Below are 15,510 nucleotides of genomic sequence, written 5' to 3'. Positions count from 1 at the left end.
CTGTGGCCACTTCCTCGGTCGCGAGGGGCAGCGGTTCGGTACCTGGGTTCATGTGCATGCCCCGAGTCTGACGCAATAGAGGCGCTTCTGTCACAGGTTCGGGAAGACCACGCTCCTGTCGACCCTCCTCGGCCTGGCCGGGGAGCGGGAGCGGATCGTGCTGGCCGAGGATTCGTCGGAGCTGAGGCCCGATCATCCGCATGTGGTGCGCCTTGAGTCGCGGCCCGCGAACCAGGAGGGCGCCGGACAGGTCACGCTGCAGGACCTCGTGCGGCAGGCACTGCGGATGCGGCCCGACCGGCTGGTGGTCGGCGAGGTGCGCGGCGCCGAGGTCACCGAACTCCTGGCCGCGCTCAACACCGGGCACGAAGGCGGATGCGGGACCGTCCATGCCAACGCGGCGACGGACGTCCCGGCGCGGCTCGAGGCGCTCGGCGCGGCCGCGGGACTCGACCGGGCGGCGCTGCACAGCCAGCTGGCGGCGGCCCTGTCGGTGGTGGTCCATCTCGCGCGTGGCCGGGGCGGGCTGCGGCGGGTCGCCGAGGTCCATGTGCTGGAGCGGGACGCGGCGGGGCTCGTGGTGACCGTGCCGGCGCTGAGGTGGGGTGCGCGGGCCTTCTCGTACGAGCGCGGCTGGCCCCGGCTGCGTGAGCTGATCGGTGGTGCGCTGTGACGGGGGCCGGAGCGGGAGCGGTACCGGTGTACGCGGCGGCGATGTGTGCGGGAGCGGCTGCCTGGCTGCTGGCCGGGCGCGACCGGGACCTGCGGCGGGCGCGGCTGATGCTCGCGGGCGGAGCGGTGGACCCGGAGGGCGCGAGCGCGCTGTGGGAGCGGCTGGCGGCGCCGGTACGGGGGCGGCTGCGGCGGGAGTGGCTGTGCGTGCCGCTGGCGGTGCTCGTGGCCGTACTGGGCGAGTCGGTACTGCCGTTGGCCGCGGGAGCGGTGGCGGTTCCGCTGGTGGGGCGCCGGCTGCGGGCCGGGGAGCGGCGCCGGGAGCGGGAGAGGCGTACGGAGGCGGTCATCGCGCTGTGCGGGTCGGTGGCGGGTGACCTGCGGGCGGGCAGACAGCCGGAGCAGGCGCTGTTCGCGGCCGCGGCGGGCACCGGTGGCCTGGGCGGGGCGGAGACCGACGTGATGGCGGCGGCGCGGTTCGGCGGGGACGTGCCGGACGCGCTGAGGAGAGCGGCCCGGGAACCGGGGGCGGAGGGGCTCGTGGGGGTCGCCGCGTGCTGGCGGGTTGCGGTGGACGGCGGCGCCGGTCTCGCGGCCGGGCTCGACCGGCTGGAGGGCGCGCTGCGGGCCGAGCGGGACCAGCGGGAGAACCTCCGGGCGCAGCTGACGGGCGCCTGGGCGACGGTGGCGCTCCTGGCGCTGCTTCCGGTGGCGGGGCTGCTCATCGGCAGCGCGCTGGGGGCCGGACCGCTGCGCGTGCTGCTGCACACCCCGGCCGGAATGGGGTGCCTGCTGGTCGGAGGGCTGTTGGAGGGCGCGGGTCTCTTCTGGGCCCGGCGGATCGTACGACGGGGGGAGGGCCCGTGGTGAGCGGGGAGGCCGTCCACAGGCTGGGGGCGGTGGTGTCGGTCGCGGCCACCGCGGTGTGGCTGGTGCTCACGCTGGCCGGACGGCGGCGGGAGCGGTTGCTGCGCAGACGGCTGGCGGCGCTGCTGGCCGTGGAGGCGGCCGGGGAGACCGGGGCGGGCTTCGGGCGGTGGCGGCGGTGGCGACCCGAGTACGGGGCGCGGGCACTGCGCTGGGGACCGCCTCTGGGCGCCGTGGTCACCGGCTATGTGGTGGTCGGCGGCGTGAGCGGGTGCGCGGTCGGGGCGGTCGCGGCGTACGGGACCGTGCGATGGCAGCGCGGGCGCAGGCCGCGCGAAGAGGACCCCGTCGATACGCGCCAGCTTCCGCTCGCCGCCGACCTCCTGGCGGCCTGCGTTTCCGCGGGCGCCGGGCCGCGCGAGGCGGCCGAGGCGGTCGGGGACTCGCTCGGCGGACCGGTGGGTGAGCGGCTGACGCGGACGGCCGCCGAACTGCGGCTCGGGGGTGAACCTGCGGACGCGTGGGGCCGGCTGGGCGCGATACCGGGCGCCGCGGGGCTGGCCCGCTGTCTGGAACGGGCGGGTGCCACCGGGGCTCCGGCGGCCGATCCCGTGTCCCGGCTGGCCGAGGGCCTGAGGGCGGAGCGGGCGCGGGAAGCGGCGGCCCGCGCCCAGCGGGCGGGCGTGCTGATGGTCGGGCCGGTCGGGCTGTGCTTCCTGCCCGCCTTCCTGGTGGTCGGAGTGGTGCCCGTGGTGATCGGGCTCGCGAGCGGACTGATGAACGGCAACTGACCTTGTGAACGGCAACTGACCTTGGGGGTCGAGATGCGGGTGTGGAAGCGGGTACGGGAACAGGCGTCGGCGCTGGTGCGCAGGGCGGCCGGCGGCGAAGACGCGGGGATGACGACGTCCGAGTACGCGATGGGGACGATCGCGGCATGCGCCTTCGCGGCGGTGCTCTACAAGGTCGTCACGAGCGGCATGGTGTCGTCGGCCCTGGAAGCGGCCGTCGGGAGGGCTCTCCATGTGCCGTTCTGAGACCGGGGGACGCGGTGACCGGGGCTATGTCACGGCGGAGGCGGCCGTGGTGGTGCCCGCCCTGGTGCTCCTCACCATGGCGCTGGTCTGGGCCCTGATGGCGACTTCCGCGCAGATCCAGTGTGTGGACGCGGCGAGGGCGGGTGCCAGGGCCGTCGCGCGCCAGGAGCCGGAGGGCGCCTCGGTGGCGGCGGCCCGGCAGGCGGCGCCGCGCGGGGCGCGCGTCACCCTCGGCAGGGAGGGTGATCTGGTGCGGGTGGCCGTCGAGGCGCCCGCACCGGGGCTCGGCGCGCTGTCCCTGACGCTGCGGGCCGAGGCGGTCGCGCGGGCCGAAGAGAGCGTGGGGGCGTCGGCATGAGCGGAAGGGCGGACGGAGGGGGTGACCGGGGATCGGCCACGGTGTGGGCTGTCGTGGCTGTGGCCGTGCTCGGGGTGGTGTTCGCGGGGGCGCTGGCCATGGGGCAGGCGGTCCTGGCCCGGCACCGAGCCGGTGGCGCGGCGGACCTGGCGGCCCTCGCGGCGGCGGCGCACTGGATGCGGGGGCAGACCGCCGCCTGTGACGAGGCGGCCGGGGTGGCGGCGGCTCAGCAGACGCGTCTGCTCAGCTGTTCCGTGTACGGCGAGGTCTCCGACGTCACGGCGGAGGCCGGTGCCGGGCCGTACAGCGTGACGGTGAGGGCCCGGGCCGGACCCGCCGGGCCCGTGGCCTCCGGGCTCACTCCCCGGGCCGCTCAGTGGCAGCAGGGGGCTCCGGGGGAGCAGGAGGCCTCCGGGCATCCGGGGCCTCCGGAGCGTCCGACGCGACCGGGTCGGCCGGGTCGTCCGGGGCTTCCCTGAGGAGGACGGTCAGAAGGCGGACGGCAGCCCGTTTGTCGAGGGGGTCGTTGCCGTTGCCGCACTTGGGCGACTGGATGCAGGAGGGACAGCCCGCCTCGCACTCGCAGGAGGCGATGGCCTCACGGGTGGCGGTCAGCCACTGGCGGGCCGTGTGGAAGGCCCGCTCGGCGAAGCCCGCGCCACCTGGATGGCCGTCGTACACGAAGACCGTCGGCAGCAGGGTGTCCGGGTGGAGCGGGACCGAGACGCCGCCGATGTCCCACCGGTCGCAGGTGGCGAAGAGCGGGAGCATCCCGATGGAGGCGTGCTCGGCGGCGTGCAGGGCGCCGCCCAGCTGTTCCGGACCGACGCGGGCGGCGTCGAGCTGGTCCTCGGTCACCGTCCACCACACGGCGCGGGTCCGGAGCGTGCGGGCCGGGAGGTCGAGCTTGGTCTCACCGAGCACCTCGCCGGTGATGAGTTTGCGACGGAGGAAGGAGACGACCTGGTTGGTGACTTCGACGGACCCGAAGCAGAGGCGGCCTTCGCCCCAGGGGATCTCGGTGTCGGTCTCCAGGACGGAGACGGCGGTGGTGTCGCGGGCGGTGGTGGAGTACGGCGGGTTCGCCTCCTCGACCAGGGCGACGGCGCCGTACGGGTCGTCCAGGTCCAGGCGCTTCACCAGGTACGTACGGCCCTGGTGGAGGTGGACGGCGCCGTCGTGGACGGAGGTGTGGGCGGCGGACGCGTCGACCGTGCCGAGCAGTCGGCCGGTGTCCGCCTCGACGATCTGCACGGGCCGGCCGCCCTCGCCCCGGATGTCGGTGAGGTCGGCGGCCCGCTCCCGGCGGGTCCAGTACCAGGACCTGCCCCGGCGGCGGAGCAGGCCGGCTGCCTCCAGCTGCGGCATCAGCCCGGGGGCGGCGGGGCCGAAGAGCTCCATGTCGGCATCGGTGAGCGGGAGCTCGGCGGCGGCGGCGCACAGATGGGGGGCGAGGACGTACGGATTGGAGGGATCGAGGACGGTGGACTCCACCGGCTGCCGGAAGAGCGCATCGGGGTGGTGGACCAGGTACGTGTCCAGAGGGTCGTCCCGGGCCACGAGGATCGCCAGGGCGCCCTCGCCCGACCGTCCGGCCCGCCCCGCCTGCTGCCAGAGGGAGGCGCGGGTGCCGGGGTAACCGGCGATGACCACGGCGTCCAGGCCCGACACGTCGATGCCGAGCTCGAGCGCTGTGGTCGCGGCGAGACCGAGGAGTTCACCGGAGTGCAGGGCGCGTTCCAGGGCCCGGCGCTCCTCGGGGAGGTAACCGCCGCGGTAGGCGGCGACCCGGTGCGGGAGCGAAGGGTCGACGGCGGCCAGGCGTTCCTGGGCGATGAGGGCGATCAGCTCGGCGCCGCGCCGGGAGCGTACGAAAGCGACCGAGCGGACGCCCTGCACGGTCAGACCGGTGAGGAGGTCGGCGGTTTCGGCGGTGGCGGTACGGCGTACGGGCGCGCCCTTCTCGCCGTGCAGTTCGGTGAGCGGCGGCTCCCAGAGCGCGAACACCAGTTCGCCGCGCGGGGAGGCGTCGTCGGCTACCTCCTGGACGGAGAGGCCGGTGAGGCGGGCCGCGGCCACGGCCGGCTGCGCGGAGGTGGCGGAGGCGAGCAGGAAGACGGGGTCCGCGCCGTAACGGGCGCACAGGCGGCGCAGGCGCCGGAGCACCTGGGCGACGTGCGAGCCGAAGACGCCGCGGTAGGTGTGGCACTCGTCGACGACGACGTAGCGCAGGGCGCGCAGGAAGGAGGCCCAGCGGGGGTGGGAAGGAAGGATTCCGCGGTGCAGCATGTCCGGGTTGGTCAGGACGTAGTTGGCGTACTGACGTACCCATTCGCGCTCTTCGACCGGCGTGTCGCCGTCGTAGACCGCGGGCCTGACGGCGTTGCCCAGCGGCGCGGCCAGCGCCTTCACCGCACGGCGCTGGTCGGCCGCTAGGGCCTTGGTGGGGGCGAGGTAGAGAGCCGTCGTGCCGCGCCCGTTCGGCGCTTCGGAGCCGTCGAGGAGGGCGGTGAGGACGGGGGCGAGGTAGGCGAGCGACTTGCCGGACGCGGTACCGGTGGCGATGACGACGGAATCCCCGTCCAGGGCGTGTTCCGCGGCCTGCGCCTGGTGGGTCCACGGATGCTCGATCCCGGCGGACTGGATGGCCGCGATCACTTCCGTACGGATGCGGTCGGGCCACACTGCATGGGACCCCGCACGCGGGGGCAAGTGCTCCGTATGAGTGATGCGCGAGGACCGGCTCTCCCCTGCGGTGAGCCGGTCGAGGACCGTACCGGGAGAGGGGCGCGCACCCGCGTTCTCCGGAGGTCGACTGGGACGGTGGTTCTTGGCCATCGGCACCGAGTGTGTCACTGGCGTGACGGACAATGCTCCCAAGGCGTCGTGCATGCATGCTGGTAAGTGATTGAATGCCACTGCGGCTGGCGTTCCGTCCTCTGGCTCCGCCGGGGAGACCTCAGGGGGGCGGCCGCTCGATAGCAAGGTGCTGGAGGATCCGTGGACCTGTCCCTGTCGACTCGCAATGTGTCCGGACCTGGTGGCGACCGTACGGTCGTCGAGGTCGGTGGCGAGATTGATGTGTATACCGCGCCCAAGCTGCGCGAGCAGTTGGTCGAGTTGGTGAACGACGGCAGCTATCACCTGGTCGTCGACATGGAGGGCGTGGATTTCCTCGACTCCACCGGACTCGGCGTGCTCGTGGGCGGACTCAAGCGCGTCCGGGCCCATGAGGGCTCGCTGCGACTGGTCTGCAACCAGGAGCGCATTCTCAAGATCTTCCGGATCACCGGACTGACCAAGGTGTTCCCCATTCACACCTCGGTCGACGAAGCCGTCGCGGCCACCGACTGACGGCTTCCGGGAACGGAAGGAAGAGCAGGGGCTCCGGGCTGTCGGCCCGGGCCCCTGAGAGGCACGCCCGAACGTCCGAGGGGGACCGCACATGGCCACCGTTGAACTCCGCTTCAGCGCCCAGCCCGAGCACGTCAGGACGGCCCGTCTGGTGGCGGCCGCCGTGGCGCGCAGGGCCGGGGTGGACGAGGCGGTACTGGACGAAGTCCGGCTCGCGGTCGGCGAGGCGTGCTCCCGTGCGGTGGGGCTCCACCGCAGCCATGGCATCTCCGCCCCGGTCCGGGTCGCCCTGACCGAGGAGGAGAAGGTCTTCTCCATCGAGGTCGGGGACGAGGTCCCCGGTTCGGGCGGTACGGCCGGATCGGTTCCCGGGGTGCGCGGCACCGCGGGGCCCGACTCCGTGTCCGGGTCGCCGTCCGCGGTACCCGGCGCGGATTCCGACGCCGGCTCCGACGACGAGGACGAGATGGGGCTGGCGGTCATCAGCGGACTCGTCGACGATGTCGAGGTCGTCACCGGTCGGTCCGGCGGTGTCATCCGCATGAGCTGGCCGACGGCACTGACGACCGTGCTCCCCTGATCTTTTCCGGCCCCCAGGGGCCGTTCTTTTACGTGAGGCCCTGCTGAGCAGGGCCTTTCGTATTTCCTTGGATCTTTCCAGTGGATCGTTCTCGAAACGCCAATGTGTTTAGCCCGTTACCGATTTCGAGGTCATTACGGGAACGCGATCATTTGCTGAGCGTCCGGCGAAGGCCAATGGCGTCTGCGGCACTCTGTTTTGATCGGGTCCCACTCCCTACAATCCGTCCACGTCTTGAGCTCTGAGCGTCAAGGAGGACGAATGACGGGGCTCTTCACCTCAGAACAGCTGGACCACCCCTCTACTCTCGCGGCCGCGGTACTCACCGACGGGAACCGGATCGTCGTGATCGTCGTCGCCGCAGTGGCGCTGGCGGCCCTGGTCGTCGCTCAGCTGCTGGTGCGTCAGGTCCTGGCGGCCGACGAAGGCACCGACAGGATGAAGGAGATCGCGGCGGCGGTGCAGGAAGGCGCGAATGCCTATCTCGCCCGCCAGTTGCGCACACTCGGTGTTTTCGCCGTCGTGGTTTTCTTCCTGCTCCTCCTGCTTCCGGCCGACAACTGGTCGCAGCGCGTCGGACGTTCCGTGTTTTTCCTGGTCGGCGCTCTTTTCTCGGCGGCGACCGGTTACATCGGGATGCGGTTGGCCGTACGGAGCAATGTGCGCGTGGCGGCCGCCGCGCGTGAAGCCACCCCGGCCGAGGGCGAGCCGGAAAAGGATCTGACGGCCGTCGCGCACAAAGCGATGAAGATCGCTTTCCGTACGGGCGGTGTGGTCGGCATGTTCACCGTGGGCCTCGGCCTGCTCGGTGCCTCCTGCGTCGTCCTCGTCTATGCTGCCGACGCGCCCAAGGTGCTGGAGGGTTTCGGGCTCGGCGCCGCGCTCATCGCGATGTTCATGCGGGTCGGCGGCGGCATCTTCACCAAGGCCGCCGACGTCGGCGCCGACCTCGTCGGCAAGGTCGAACAGGGCATCCCGGAGGACGATCCGCGCAATGCCGCGACCATCGCCGACAACGTGGGCGACAACGTCGGCGACTGCGCGGGCATGGCGGCCGACCTCTTCGAGTCGTACGCCGTGACGCTCGTCGCGGCGCTCATCCTCGGCAAGGCCGCCTTCGGTGACGCGGGACTGGCCTTTCCGCTGATCGTTCCGGCGATCGGCGTGGTCACCGCGGTGATCGGCATCTTCGCGGTCGCCCCGCGGCGCGCCGACCGCAGCGGAATGACCGCCATCAACCGCGGCTTCTTCATCTCCGCGGCGATCTCCCTCGTCCTGGTGGCGGTGGCCGTCTTCGTCCACCTGCCGTCCTCGTACGCCGCCCTGGACGGCGTCACCGACGCCGCCGTCAAGGCCCACCCGGGCGACCCGCGGGTGCTGGCGCTCGTGGCCGTCGCCATCGGCATCGTGCTGGCCGCCCTGATCCAGCAGCTGACGGGGTACTTCACCGAGACGAACCGGCGCCCCGTCAGGGACATCGGCAGGTCCTCGCTGACGGGCCCCGCCACCGTCGTCCTCACCGGCATCGCCATCGGCCTGGAGTCCGCCGTCTACACCGCGCTGCTCATCGGCCTCGGCGTGTACGGCGCGTTCCTGCTCGGCGGTACGTCGATCATTCTGGCGCTCTTCGCGGTGGCCCTGGCCGGTACCGGTCTGCTCACCACCGTCGGCGTCATCGTCGCCATGGACACCTTCGGCCCCGTCTCCGACAACGCGCAGGGCATCGCCGAGATGTCCGGCGACGTCACGGGCGCGGGCGCGCAGGTCCTCACCGACCTGGACGCCGTCGGCAACACCACCAAGGCCATCACCAAGGGCATCGCCATCGCCACCGCGGTCCTCGCGGCGGCGGCGCTCTTCGGTTCGTACAAGGACGCCATCGAGACGGCGCGCCGGGAGGTCGGGGCGAGAGCCGGCGAGCTGGGCCTCCAGATGGACATCTCTCAGCCCAACAACCTCGTCGGCCTGATGCTCGGCGCCGCGGTCGTCTTCCTCTTCTCGGGGCTGGCTATCAACGCGGTGTCCAGGTCGGCCGGCGCGGTGGTCTTCGAGGTGCGGCGGCAGTTCCGCGAGCACCCCGGGATCATGGACTACACGGAGAAGCCGGAGTACGGCCGGGTGGTCGACATCTGCACCAAGGACGCGCTGCGCGAGCTGACCACGCCCGGCCTGCTCGCCGTGCTGACGCCGATCGCGGTCGGCTTCTCGCTCGGTGTCGGCGCGCTCGGCGCGTTCCTCGCGGGCGCCATCGGCACCGGCACGCTGATGGCCGTCTTCCTCGCCAACTCCGGTGGCGCGTGGGACAACGCCAAGAAACTCGTCGAGGACGGCCACCACGGCGGCAAGGGCAGCGAGGCCCACGCCGCGACCGTCATCGGCGACACGGTCGGCGACCCGTTCAAGGACACCGCGGGTCCCGCGATCAACCCGCTGCTGAAGGTGATGAACCTGGTGGCGCTGCTCATCGCCCCGGCGGTGGTGCAGTTGGGTTACGGCGACGACGCCCATGCCGGGGTGCGGGCGGTGGTGGCGGCGCTCGCCGTCGGTGTCATCGTCGGCGCGGTGTACGTCTCCAAGCGGCGCCCCGTCGCCATGGGCGACGAGGACGGCTCCGGGGGCGGCTCCGGGGGCGGGTCGGGGGGCGGATCCGGACAGGTGCCCAAGCCGGCGGGACCGGCGGCGGTGCCCAAGGCCGTGCCGTAGGACTCGTCGTATCCGTCACACCTGCTCAGCGGGCGGGCGGGCACCGTTTTCTGACGCGGCGTCCGCCCGTCGCCGCTGTGGTGCGAGCAGTTCCGTGAGGTGTCTCTCCCTTGGTGCAAATGGCTTCAATAGGTTATGGAACGGACGTACGGCATGCGGTCGTCGCCCACTTGGCGTGTATGTTCCGGGGCCGAGAGCCTTGGAAGGGACCAATCCAGTGAACAAGAAGTGTGCGGCCGCGCTGTCCGGCGGTGCGGTACTGGTGATGGCGCTGTCCGGTTGCACCAGCGACGACGACGACAACAAGGTCGACGACTGGGCGAAGTCGGTCTGCGACCAGGTGCAGCCCCAGCTGAAGAAGATCTCGGACGCCAACACCTCCATCCAGAAGCAGACCGCCGACAACAGCAGGCCCGCCGACGTCCAGAGGACGGACTCCGCGGCCTTCCAGCAGATCTCGGACGCCTACAGGGCGATGGGCGCCGCCGTGGAGAAGGCGGGCGCCCCGCCCGTCGAAGGCGGCGAGGCGACCCAGAAGGCGGCGGCCAAGGAGCTCAAGGAGTCCTCCACGGCGTACGCCGGTCTGAAGAAGCAGGTCGACGGGCTCGACACCAAGGACCAGGCGAAGTTCGCGGACGGCCTCAAGGGAGTCGCGGAAGAGCTGAGCGAGATCAGCAAGAGCGGTGACCAGGCGCTCCAGAAGCTCCAGTCCGGCGAGGTGGGCAAGGCGATGGCCAAGCAGCCCGGCTGCCAGAAGCCGGGCGCGACGAACTCCGCCTCGCCGTCCTCGAAGACGTGATCGCGGCGCGCACGCCCTGCCGCGCGGCCCGGTACCCCGGACGGGGGGCCGGGCCGCGCGGCTTTTGTCAGTGCGAGCGGTGACAATGGCCCAGTGAGTACGACCAGCCTCCCCGCGCCCGAAAGCTCCGCCCGCCTCCGCGAAGCGCTCCTCGCCGCCGACTTCACCGCCGACGGGCTGCTGGAGCTGCTCGGCGCGCCCGCGTACGCCGCGCTCGCCCGCAGCGAGACCGTGCCCGCGCTGCGGGCCACGCGCGGCGACAGTCCGCTCGAAACGCTCGTGCGGCTCTTCCTGCTCCAGCAGGCCGTGCCGGCTGCCCGCGCCGGGGCCGCGCTGCCCCTGGAGCAGTGCCTGGCCGACGGCTGGCTGGTGCGGGAAGGGACGGCGGACGGGGACGACGGCGTACGGGCCACTGTGGACGTACGGCCCTACGGCGGGGAGGAGGGCCAGGACTGGTTCATCGTCTCCGACCTCGGCCGCGCGGTCGGCGGCGCCGGCGGCGCGGGCACCCGTGACGAGGGCGTGGTCCTGGGAGTCGGCGGCGCGTCCACCACGCTCGCCGGCATCACCGTCCGTACGCCGGTCGCCGGCGCGCTCGACCTCGGCACCGGATCCGGCATCCAGGCGCTGCACGCCGCGCAGCACGCCGTCCGGGTCACCGCCACCGACCTCAACCCGCGCGCCCTGCACTTCACACGGCTCACGCTCGGGCTCTCCGGGGCGCCCGAGGCCGACCTGCGCCAGGGCTCGCTCTACGACCCGGTGGGCGAGGACACGTACGACCTGATCGTGTCCAACCCGCCCTTCGTCATCTCGCCGGGCGCGCGGCTGACGTACCGCGACGGCGGGATGGGCGGGGACGACCTGTGCCGCACGCTCGTTCAGGGAGCGGGGGAGCGGCTGAACGACGGGGGGTACGCGCAGTTCCTCGCCAACTGGCAGCACGTGGACGGCGAGGAGTGGCAGGAGCGGCTGCGCTCCTGGGTGCCGGCCGGGTGCGACGCGTGGATCGTGCAGCGCGAGGTGCAGGACGTCACGCAGTACGCCGAACTGTGGCTGCGCGACAGCGGCGACCACCGCACCGACCCCGCGGAGTACGCCGCGCGGTACGACGCCTGGCTCGACGAGTTCGAGGCCCGCAAGACCAAGGGCGTCGGCTTCGGCTGGATCACGCTGCGCAAGTCCGGTGCCGAGAATCCCTCGATCACCATCGAGGAGTGGCCGCACCCCGTCGAACAGCCTCTCGGCCCTGTCGTACGAGCCCATTTCGAACGCCAGGACTACCTGCGGGCGCACGACGACGCGGCGCTGCTCGCCGGCCACTTCAGGCTCGCCGACGAGGTCGTGCAGGAGCAGATCGGGCTGCCGGGAGCGGAGGACCCGGAGTACGTGGTGCTCCGCCAGAACCGCGGCATGCGGCGCGCGACGAAGGTCGACACGGTCGGCGCGGGCTTCGCCGGGGTCTCCGACGGGTCGCTCAGCGCGGGCCGCATCCTCGACGCCATCGCCCAGCTCCTCGGTGAGGATCCGGTGCTGTTGCGCGACCGTACGCCCGAGTCGATCAGGCTGCTGGTCGAGCAGGGCTTCCTGGTGCCGCTGGACGACGGGGGCCGGTAGGGTCCCGGCGCCCGCACGCCCCGGACTTTCCGGTCCGCCCGGCGATCCGTTCACCCGGAGTTCGTTTCCAGGTCGGCGGCCGGTGTTCCGGGGGTGCCAGCCTCACGGTCCGGGGAATCGGGCCGGCGGACGGCGAGGGTGAGGGGTACGGGGATGGAGAGCGGACCGGCGGTATTCGCCGGAGCGGCGTTCACGTTGTTCGGGGCCGGGCTGCTGTGGTGGACGGGGGCGCGTACCGTGCACCGTGCGCCGGTGGCGTACGGAGTGAGCCCCGCGATCTCTTTCACGCTGGCGACTGTGTTCGGGACGGCCTTCGTCGTTCTCGGAGTGTGGTGTTTCGGCCGGATCTGATCGGAAGAGATCCACACGAGGTCTCAGGCGGAGTCCCGCAGGGGTGGTCGAGCGGTCCGGGCGGCAGGAATGCCGGGAGTCGGGTTACCGTTCGAGTGGCCGTTGCGGGCTTTTGCCGTTTGACACGGGGACGGGTTGTACCGTCACACTCCGCAGCGTCACGTACAGCACACTGAGTGTCGACCGGAGAGAAGAGCCAAGTTGTCCCCGACCAGCGAGACCGCACACGGCGGCCGCCGACTCGTCATCGTCGAGTCGCCCGCCAAGGCGAAGACGATCAAGGGGTACCTCGGCCCTGGTTATGTCGTCGAGGCGAGCGTCGGGCACATCCGCGACCTCCCGAACGGTGCCGCCGAGGTGCCCGACAAGTACACGGGCGAGGTGCGCCGCCTCGGCGTCGACGTGGAGAACGACTTCCAGCCGATCTACGTCGTCAACGCCGACAAGAAGTCGCAGGTCAGGAAGCTCAAGGACCTCCTCGCGGAGTCCGACGAACTCTTCCTCGCCACCGATGAGGACCGCGAGGGCGAAGCCATCGCGTGGCACCTCCTGGAAGTCCTCAAGCCCAAGGTCCCGGTCCACCGGATGGTCTTCCACGAGATCACCAAGGACGCGATCCGCGAGGCCGTGTCGAATCCGCGCGACCTGAACAAGCCCATGGTCGACGCTCAGGAGACGCGCCGCATCCTGGACCGTCTGTACGGCTACGAGGTATCGCCGGTCCTGTGGAAGAAGGTCATGCCCCGGCTGTCCGCCGGCCGGGTCCAGTCCGTCGCCACCCGGCTCGTCGTCGCCCGGGAACGCGAGCGCATCGCTTTCCGTTCTGCTGAGTACTGGGACCTGACCGGCACGTTCTCCACGGGACGCACCGGTGACGCCTCCGACCCGTCCTCTCTGGTCGCCCGCCTGACGGCGGTCGACGGCCGGCGTATCGCCCAGGGCCGCGACTTCAGCTCCGTGGGACAACTCAAGAGCGACGTCCTGCACCTCGACGAGGCGAACGCCCGCGCCCTGGCCGCCTCCCTCGCCGACTCGCCGTTCGCCGTCCGCTCGGTCGAGTCGAAGCCGTACCGCCGCTCGCCGTACGCCCCGTTCCGTACGACGACCCTCCAGCAGGAGGCCTCGCGCAAGCTGGGCTTCGGTGCGAAGTCCACGATGCAGGTCGCGCAGAAGCTGTACGAGAACGGCTTCATCACCTACATGCGTACGGACTCCACGACGCTCTCCGACACCGCGGTCCAGGCGGCCCGCGCCCAGGTGACGCAGCTGTACGGCGCCGAGTACCTGCCGGACAAGCCGCGCACGTACGCCGGGAAGGTCAAGAACGCGCAGGAGGCGCACGAGGCGATCCGCCCCTCGGGCGACCGCTTCCGCACCCCGGCCGAGACCGGCCTGAGCGGAGACCAGTTCCGGCTGTACGAGCTGATCTGGAAGCGGACCGTCGCCTCCCAGATGAAGGACGCCGTCGGGAACAGCGTGACGGTGAAGATCGGCGGCCGGGCGAGCGACGGCCGCGACGCCGAGTTCTCCGCCTCCGGCAAGACGATCACCTTCCACGGCTTCATGAAGGCGTACGTCGAAGGCGCCGACGACCCGAACGCCGAGCTCGACGACCGCGAGCGCAGGCTCCCGCAGGTCGCCCAGGGCGACGCGCTCACGTCCGAGGAGATCACGGTCGACGGGCACGCGACCAAGCCGCCGGCCCGCTACACCGAGGCCTCGCTGGTCAAGGAGCTCGAAGAGCGCGAGATCGGCCGCCCGTCGACGTACGCCTCGATCATCGGCACCATCCTCGACCGCGGGTACGTCTTCAAGAAGGGCACGGCGCTCGTGCCGTCCTTCCTGAGCTTCGCCGTGGTCAACCTGCTGGAGAAGCACTTCGGCCGGCTCGTCGACTACGACTTCACCGCGAAGATGGAGGACGACCTCGACCGCATCGCGCGGGGCGAGGCGCAGGCCGTGCCGTGGCTGCGGCGCTTCTACTTCGGTGAGGGCGACGCCGGCGCCGGTGTCGCACCGGGCGGCGCGGCGGACGCGGGCAACGGCGACGGCGACCACCTCGGCGGCCTCAAGGAGCTCGTCACCGACCTCGGTGCGATCGACGCCCGGGAGATCTCGTCGTTCCCGGTCGGCGAAGGCATCGTGCTGCGGGTGGGCCGTTACGGTCCGTACATCGAGCGCGGTGAGAAGGACAACGAGAACCACCAGCGTGCCGACGTGCCGGACGACATGGCGCCGGACGAGCTGACCGTCGAGTACGCCGAGGAGCTGCTGGCCAAGCCGAGCGGCGACTTCGAGTTGGGTGCCGACCCGGAGACGGGCCGCCAGATCGTGGCCAAGGACGGCCGGTACGGCCCGTACGTCACGGAGATCCTTCCCGAGGGCACTCCGAAGACGGGCAAGAACGCGGTCAAGCCGCGCACGGCCTCGCTCTTCAAGTCCATGGCCCTGGACACGGTGACGCTGGCGGACGCGCTCAAGCTGATGTCGCTGCCGCGCGTCGTCGGCACGGACGCCGAGGGCGTCGAGATCACCGCGCAGAACGGCCGGTACGGCCCGTACCTCAAGAAGGGCACGGACTCGCGCTCCCTGGAGACCGAGGACCAGCTCTTCTCGATCACGCTCGACGAGGCGCTGGCGATCTACGCCCAGCCCAAGCAGCGGGGCCGGGCGGCCGCCAAGCCGCCGCTCAAGGAACTGGGCACGGACCCGGTCAGCGAGCGTCCGGTGGTCGTGAAGGACGGGCGCTTCGGTCCGTACGTCACGGACGGCGAGACGAACGCCACGCTGCGGACGGACGACAGCGTGGAGGAGATCACCCCGGAGCGGGGCTACGAACTCCTCGCCGAGAAGCGTGCCAAGGGCCCGGCGAAGAAGAAGACCGCCAAGAAGGCTCCGGCCAAGAAGGCCACGGCGAAGAAGGCCACGGCGAAGAAGACCGTCGCCAAGAAGACGGCCACGGCGAAGACCGCGGCCGCCAAGAAGACGACGGCCAAGAAGACGACGGCAGCGGCGGCGAAGAAGACGGCGGCGGCCCAGGGCGCGCCGGCTTCGGACGAGTAGACGAGCAGACGAGGCACCGAGCGGTCCGGTCGGGCAGCCGGCCGGGTCGTTCGGCAGGTGGCGGTCGGAGGACCGCCTGTGGGGCGGCTCCCGGCGCCGGACCGGCGCC

At 71.8% G+C, this 15,510-nt stretch carries 12 protein-coding genes and 2 pseudogenes; 12 read left to right on the top strand and 2 right to left on the bottom strand.

Going from position 1 to position 15,510, the window contains the following annotated elements; all coding sequences use genetic code 11:
• Positions 1-100: 100 nt before the first annotated feature.
• From ABD374_RS12765 to ABD374_RS12740, 6 genes and pseudogenes are all read left to right on the top strand, one after another.
• Positions 101-673: pseudogene (locus ABD374_RS12765) on the top strand (ATPase, T2SS/T4P/T4SS family); the annotation flags it as partial.
• Between the two features lie 41 nt (positions 674-714).
• Positions 715-1,542, top strand: a complete 828-nt coding sequence (locus tag ABD374_RS12760; RefSeq protein ID WP_344494585.1) for a type II secretion system F family protein — start codon at positions 715-717, stop codon at positions 1,540-1,542.
• The gene (locus ABD374_RS12755; protein WP_344494581.1) at positions 1,539-2,330 is read left to right on the top strand and encodes a type II secretion system F family protein; all 792 of its coding nucleotides are present in this window, start codon (positions 1,539-1,541) and stop codon (positions 2,328-2,330) included. Before ABD374_RS12760 ends, ABD374_RS12755 begins: the two co-directional genes overlap by 4 nt.
• Before the next feature lie 33 nt (positions 2,331-2,363).
• Positions 2,364-2,576 (top strand): DUF4244 domain-containing protein, encoded by a 213-nt coding sequence (locus ABD374_RS12750; RefSeq protein WP_344494583.1) that lies wholly within the window; start codon positions 2,364-2,366, stop codon positions 2,574-2,576.
• On the top strand, positions 2,563-2,934 hold the full coding sequence (locus ABD374_RS12745; protein ID WP_344494579.1) for a TadE family type IV pilus minor pilin: 372 nt from the start codon (positions 2,563-2,565) through the stop codon (positions 2,932-2,934). The genes ABD374_RS12750 and ABD374_RS12745 overlap by 14 nt, the downstream gene beginning before the upstream one ends.
• Positions 2,931-3,209, top strand: a pseudogene (locus tag ABD374_RS12740) (Rv3654c family TadE-like protein); the annotation flags it as partial. The gene ABD374_RS12745 and the pseudogene ABD374_RS12740, both read left to right, overlap by 4 nt.
• Positions 3,210-3,291: 82 nt before the next feature.
• Here the strand turns inward: ABD374_RS12740 and ABD374_RS12735 are convergent.
• Entirely contained in the window at positions 3,292-5,853 is a 2,562-nt protein-coding gene (locus ABD374_RS12735) for a DEAD/DEAH box helicase (protein WP_425577221.1), read from the bottom strand.
• 81 nt (positions 5,854-5,934) lie between these two features.
• Between ABD374_RS12735 and bldG the strand changes: the two genes are divergently transcribed.
• The 5 genes from bldG (at position 5,935) to ABD374_RS12710 (ending at position 11,987) form a co-directional block, all read left to right on the top strand.
• Positions 5,935-6,288: an anti-sigma factor antagonist BldG gene (bldG, locus tag ABD374_RS12730; protein ID WP_093799810.1), complete on the top strand. Its 354-nt coding sequence runs from the start codon at positions 5,935-5,937 to the stop codon at positions 6,286-6,288.
• A gap of 91 nt (positions 6,289-6,379) precedes the next feature.
• Positions 6,380-6,868 carry an ATP-binding protein gene (locus tag ABD374_RS12725; RefSeq protein ID WP_344494573.1) on the top strand — a complete coding sequence of 163 codons (489 nt, stop codon included), beginning with the start codon at positions 6,380-6,382 and terminating at the stop codon, positions 6,866-6,868.
• Between the two features lie 261 nt (positions 6,869-7,129).
• Positions 7,130-9,571 carry a sodium-translocating pyrophosphatase gene (locus ABD374_RS12720; protein WP_344494571.1) on the top strand — a complete coding sequence of 814 codons (2,442 nt, stop codon included), beginning with the start codon at positions 7,130-7,132 and terminating at the stop codon, positions 9,569-9,571.
• 217 nt (positions 9,572-9,788) lie between these two features.
• Positions 9,789-10,370: a small secreted protein gene (locus ABD374_RS12715; RefSeq protein ID WP_344494569.1), complete on the top strand. Its 582-nt coding sequence runs from the start codon at positions 9,789-9,791 to the stop codon at positions 10,368-10,370.
• Positions 10,371-10,463: 93 nt separating this feature from the next.
• Positions 10,464-11,987: a DUF7059 domain-containing protein gene (locus ABD374_RS12710; protein ID WP_344494567.1), complete on the top strand. Its 1,524-nt coding sequence runs from the start codon at positions 10,464-10,466 to the stop codon at positions 11,985-11,987.
• Positions 11,988-12,037: 50 nt separating this feature from the next.
• Here the strand turns inward: ABD374_RS12710 and ABD374_RS34585 are convergent, their stop codons facing one another.
• Entirely contained in the window at positions 12,038-12,274 is a 237-nt protein-coding gene (locus tag ABD374_RS34585) for a hypothetical protein (RefSeq protein ID WP_425577223.1), read from the bottom strand.
• A gap of 265 nt (positions 12,275-12,539) precedes the next feature.
• Here ABD374_RS34585 and topA point away from each other — a divergent pair, with 265 nt between their 5' ends.
• Positions 12,540-15,401 (top strand): type I DNA topoisomerase, encoded by a 2,862-nt coding sequence (topA, locus tag ABD374_RS12700; protein ID WP_344494563.1) that lies wholly within the window; start codon positions 12,540-12,542, stop codon positions 15,399-15,401.
• Positions 15,402-15,510 lie beyond the last annotated feature (109 nt).

It is taken from the genome of Streptomyces enissocaesilis (genome assembly GCF_039533765.1).
GTDB classification, from domain to species: domain Bacteria; phylum Actinomycetota; class Actinomycetes; order Streptomycetales; family Streptomycetaceae; genus Streptomyces; species Streptomyces enissocaesilis.
Note: the sequence above shows the minus strand (reverse complement) of the source record. Positions and strands in the feature narration are given on the sequence as shown.